The organism is Blautia sp. DFI.1.216 (assembly GCF_020594215.1).
Taxonomy (GTDB): domain Bacteria; phylum Bacillota; class Clostridia; order Lachnospirales; family Lachnospiraceae; genus Blautia_A; species Blautia_A wexlerae.
This window is the reverse complement of record NZ_JAJDML010000158.1, coordinates 1-689: the sequence shown is the minus strand read 5'-3', so window position 1 is coordinate 689 and position 689 is coordinate 1. Positions and strand designations below refer to the sequence as shown.

Below are 689 nucleotides of genomic sequence, written 5' to 3'. Positions count from 1 at the left end.
GAGATATGAGAAATATGAGGCGACAGTTTCTAGTGAAATCCTTGATTTGGGACAGGCTGGAGTAAACGGCGGCGGTTGGGAAAGGCTAGAGATAAAAAATACAGGTACAGAGAGCTGGCAGATCAAATCCATTTCAGAATTGAATGATTTTAGACTTGAACATTTAGAGCATCCATTATTATATGAGGGAAGACTTCCGATGAAAGTTGGGAATAAGGTTAAGCCCGGAGAAGCTGTTGCAGTGGATATTTATGTAAAGCCAAATCTTTCTCAGGGGATTCATGAAGAAACTTTTGTCATGGAAACAGAAGAAGGAATTCAGGCAGAGTGCAGGATACGGGTTCTCGTTCGTGGGGAATCAGAGGAGGATTACGAGGTTAACTGTGTACCAAATAGTGGTACGAGATTTCTCACAATTACTCAGGAAGAGTACGATTCATGGGATGATGTAGAACCAGAGCCGGATATGTTGATGTGCCCATCACGGTTGATTACAATATGCAACAATGGGCAAAAACCTGTCACAGTTGATTTTGAGGATACGGAACATTTCAGGGCATGGTTCTATATTGACGAAGACACGGGAGTTGTTATGCCGGGGGAAAATACGATAATTCAGGTTTTTCCGAAAGCAGAAGAACAGGTAGCTACTGATATTTTTAAGGTTTCCATCACAGGAGGAATAGAAT

The 689-nt window shown here is 41.8% G+C and carries 1 protein-coding gene; it reads left to right on the top strand.

Annotated elements, in window-relative coordinates:
• On the top strand, nt 1–689 hold a 689-nt coding region (locus tag LJE11_RS19205; RefSeq protein ID WP_173679727.1), incomplete at both ends, for a hypothetical protein.